Origin of the sequence: Streptomyces sp. (assembly GCF_031178505.1) — a bacterium.
Taxonomy (GTDB): Bacteria; Actinomycetota; Actinomycetes; order Streptomycetales; family Streptomycetaceae; genus Streptomyces; species Streptomyces gulbargensis.
The window spans coordinates 1-3657 of the sequence record NZ_JAPSIW010000701.1 but is presented as its reverse complement, the minus strand read 5'-3'; the positions used below and the strand labels follow the sequence as shown (position 1 = coordinate 3657).

General features: G+C 72.2%; 1 protein-coding gene and 1 pseudogene. Both read right to left on the bottom strand.

What is annotated here, in order from left to right:
• Positions 1-64: 64 nt before the first annotated feature.
• Entirely contained in the window at positions 65-3307 is a 3243-nt protein-coding gene (gene drmD, locus RIF68_RS30755; RefSeq protein WP_309054549.1) for a DISARM system SNF2-like helicase DrmD, read from the bottom strand.
• Positions 3308-3445: 138 nt separating this feature from the next.
• A pseudogene (locus RIF68_RS30750) lies at positions 3446-3657 on the bottom strand (serine/threonine protein kinase); the annotation flags it as partial.

The following is a 3657-nucleotide window of genomic DNA, read 5'->3' as shown; positions in this document are numbered from 1 at the left end:
CGGCGGCCGTCGGCGGCCTGGGCCTTGGCGGCGGCGACTCCACGGCTCATGGGGCGGCGGGGGCTCATCGGCGGGCTTCCTTTGCGGGGATCACGAAGACGACGGCGGCGGGGAAGAGGTGGGAGCGAGGCTCGCGGTAGCGGGCGGCGATGGCGGCGAGTTCGCGTTCGCGTTCGGCGGGGAGGCCGTCGAGGCGTTCCTGCCAGCGGCGGCGGTCGTCCTCGAACTGGCGGCGTTCGTGGCCGGTCAGCTCGTGGGTCGACAGCAGGGCCAGCTGCTCGCCCTCCCCCTCGCCCTCCTCCTTGAGCTTGGCGCGCAGGGTGGCCTCGAAGCGGTCCAGGGTGGCCGTGATGCGGCGTTCCTCCTCCGCCCGGCGGTCGGCGAGCCTGCTCTCCAGCTGGCGGCCGAGTTCACCGGCCCGGGCCTCCAGGGAGCGGTAGAGGGGGTCGCGGAGCCTCGGCCAGGCCTGCGTCAGCTCCTTGCGGAGGTGCGGGGCCGCCTCGACGCCCTCGGTGAGCGCCTGGGACAGGACCCTGCCCTGCTCGCCCACGGACTCCCAGCGGCGGAAGCGGCCCGTGTCGCCGAACCAGCCGCCCGCGTACAGGACCTCCTCGTGCAGACGGGTGCCGTCGGTGCCGACGAGGACGTAGCGCGCGTACGCGGAGACCAGGGTCGTCGTCACCGCCGGGTCGTCGGAGAGCACCGCCGTGACGCGGCTGAGGCCGATCGAGTCCGCGTTCCACACGGCTGCCGTCAGCAGACGCGTCGAGAGGGCCACCAGCGGGTGCTTGAGGTGGGCGAGGACCACGTCGTCCTTGGCCCGCGCGGCCACCGACGGGGAGAAGGTGAGCGGGCGCTGCTCGCCCTCGCGGAGCTTGTGCGCGAGGCCGCGGGTCGCCCGCTCCCAGCTGCCCGACAGGGGCTGGACCTCGAACAGGTCGCCCGGCTCGAAGTCCTCGGCCCGGAAGGTGGAGGGCAAAAGCGGCGGCTGGTTGTCCAGGGCCAGGGCCGTGTCGACGACCCGCTTGACGTTCGCCGGGGTCAGCCCCAGCGCGGTCACCGTCTCGTCGTACTGGTCGGCGAGCCGCTTCGTCTGCGCGGTGACGTTCTGCTCCGGCGCCACCTCGCCGCCGGTGCGGCGGCCCTTGATCGGCTTGGGTCTGGCGTTCTCGATATCGACGGGTGCGGTGTCGCCCGTCATGCGGCGCTGTACGGCGTCGGCGAGGACGGCGTTGACGGAACCGAGGTCGTGCTCCATGCGCGCGACCTTCTTGGCCACGCGGGAGAGGAACTCCAGGTCGGCCTCGTAGGAGCCGGCCTGGGCCTGCTGCCAGCCGGAGCCGATGAAGTGGGTTACCTCGGGGTCGTGCCTCTGGCCCCAGCGGTCGATGCGGCCGATGCGCTGTTCGAGCTTGTTGGGGTTGAAGGGGATGTCGTAGTTGATCAGGCGGTGGCAGTGGTTCTGGAGGTCGATGCCCTCGCCGGCGGCGTCGGTGGCCAGGAGGATGCGGACCGTGCCCTCCGCGCGGGACGGGTCGGTCTGGAAGCCGAGGCGGATGCGCTCGCGCTCCTCCGCCGACAGGCCGCCGTGCAGGCGCTCGACACGGCCGCCGTCGGTGAGTTCCTCCTGCTGGAGGAGGTCGTACAGCCACTCCTGGGTGTCGCGGTACTCGGTGAACACCACGACGCGTTCGTTGGTCCACCGCTTGCCGTCGGGGCGGCAGACGGCCTTGAGCGCGCGGATCAGCGCCTCCGCCTTGGAGTCGGGTGCCGCCTCGTGCGTGAGGGCCCAGCGCTCCATCTCCTGGAGCAGGTCCAGTTCCCGGCCGTCCTCCGCCGGGGTGAGCGAGGTGGAGCGGGTCAGCGCGTCGTCCTCGGCGTCGACCAGCCCGGTGTCGTCGAGGTCGGCGACCAGGTCGGCGAACTCCTCCAGCCATTCGGGGACTTCGGCGGCGGCGGAGCGGCCCCGGGCGGGGCCGGTGTCCTCCAGGTGGGACAGGTAGACCTGGACGGTGTGCAGGAAGGCCGCCGGGGAGGAGAAGAGGCGCTTCTTCAGCAGCAGGGTCACCAGGTCGGCGGCGCGGCGTCCACCTCGGGCCTTCGGCGTCAGCTTCCTGCGGCGCAGCTCGGCGAACTCGCCGAGCAACCCGTGGATCTCGCGCTCCAGCGGGGTGTAGTCGACGGGGAGTTCGAGGGTCTTGCGGGTGCGGAAGCGGGGCGTGCCGTCCGCGTTGGTCACCGTCGACTTCAGGCGTCGTACGACGGTGTCCTTGAGCGCGTCCTTGTCGGGGTCGACGCCGCGCGCGAAACGCTGGTCGTCGATGAGTTCGAGGAGGGCGGTGTAGGACTCGGGGTAGCCGTTGTGCGGGGTGGCGGAGAGGAAGAGGCGGTGCTCGAAGTGCGGGACGAGACGCCGGATCAGCTTCGTCTGCTGGGAGTCGACCGCGTACACCTGCTTGGGCGCGGCCGGCGCGACGTGGTGGGCCTCGTCGAGGACGAGGAGGTCGAAGAAGCGCTTGTACTCACCGTCGGAGCTCTCCTCGGGGGCGCCGATGACCTCGTCGAGGAGACGCTGTGCCTTCTGGCCGCGCAGCCAGGGCAGGGAGACGATCGTGAGGGGGTGGACCCGGAAGGGGTTCGCCGCCGTGCCGTGGGTGCGGCGCAGACGGGCGCAGTGCTCGGAGTCGACGATGGTGAACTCCAGGCCGAACTTCTCGGCCATCTCGTCGCGCCACTTGAGGGTGAGGCCGGCCGGGCAGACGACCATGGTGCGGCGGGCCCGGCCGCGCAGCATCAGCTCCTGCACCACGAGACCGGCCTCGATGGTCTTGCCGAGGCCGACGTCGTCGGCGAGGAGCAGGTTGACGCGGGGCGCGCCGACGGCGCGGGAGACCGGCTCCAGCTGGTACGGCTCGACGGCGACGCCGGAGCGGAAGGGGGCCTGGAGGGTCCTGGCGTCCGCGGAGGCCACGGCGGACCAGCGTACGGCGTCGAGGAACGCGGCGAGGCGGTTCGGGGAGTCGTAGGTGCCGGTGGAGGCGTCGGGGAGGGAGCCGGCGGGCAGCACGCGGCGGCCGGGCTCGACCTCCCAGATCACGGAGAGGGTGTCGCCGAAGCGGCCGTCGGCGACGGACTGGAGGTGGACCAGGGTCGCGGGGCGGCGGTTCCCGCGGCCGTCAGGGGCCGGTGGGGACGGCTCGACGCGGGCGACCACCCAGGACTGACCGCGCACCTCGACGAGGTTGCCCTCTTCGGGGAGCGCCTCCGCCCCGGTCCGCTCGGTCTCGCGCTGAGCTGCTGACGTCATGGGCACTGTTCCCCTCGCTGTTCTCCGCCGCCGTCCGTAGACAGTTTCCTGTCTCCCCTCCGGAACGACGTGACCGCAGGCTAACACGAGTCATTGACTGTGAACACAGATCACAGAGATCCGGCTGAGGACCCCGCCTCAGCCCATCCGGCGCAGCCGCTCCAGCAGGGCCCGGCTGCGCCCGTGCCCGGTGTTCCTGTCGGGCAGGACGCGGTCCTCTTCGTCGGCGAGGCGACGCAACAGCTCCTCGGCGGCGTGCCGCTCCCCGGTGCGGACCAGCAGGACGGCGATCTCGTAGCGGGTGTCCAGTACGGCGGGGTGCCCCGGCCCGAGCAGACTGCGCTGTTCGG

What these genes read in the sequence shown, in the direction of transcription:
- drmD (WP_309054549.1), bottom strand. Translation starts at nt 3,307, where the DNA reads ATGACGTCAGCAGCTCAGCGCGAGACCGAGCGGACCGGGGCGGAGGCG.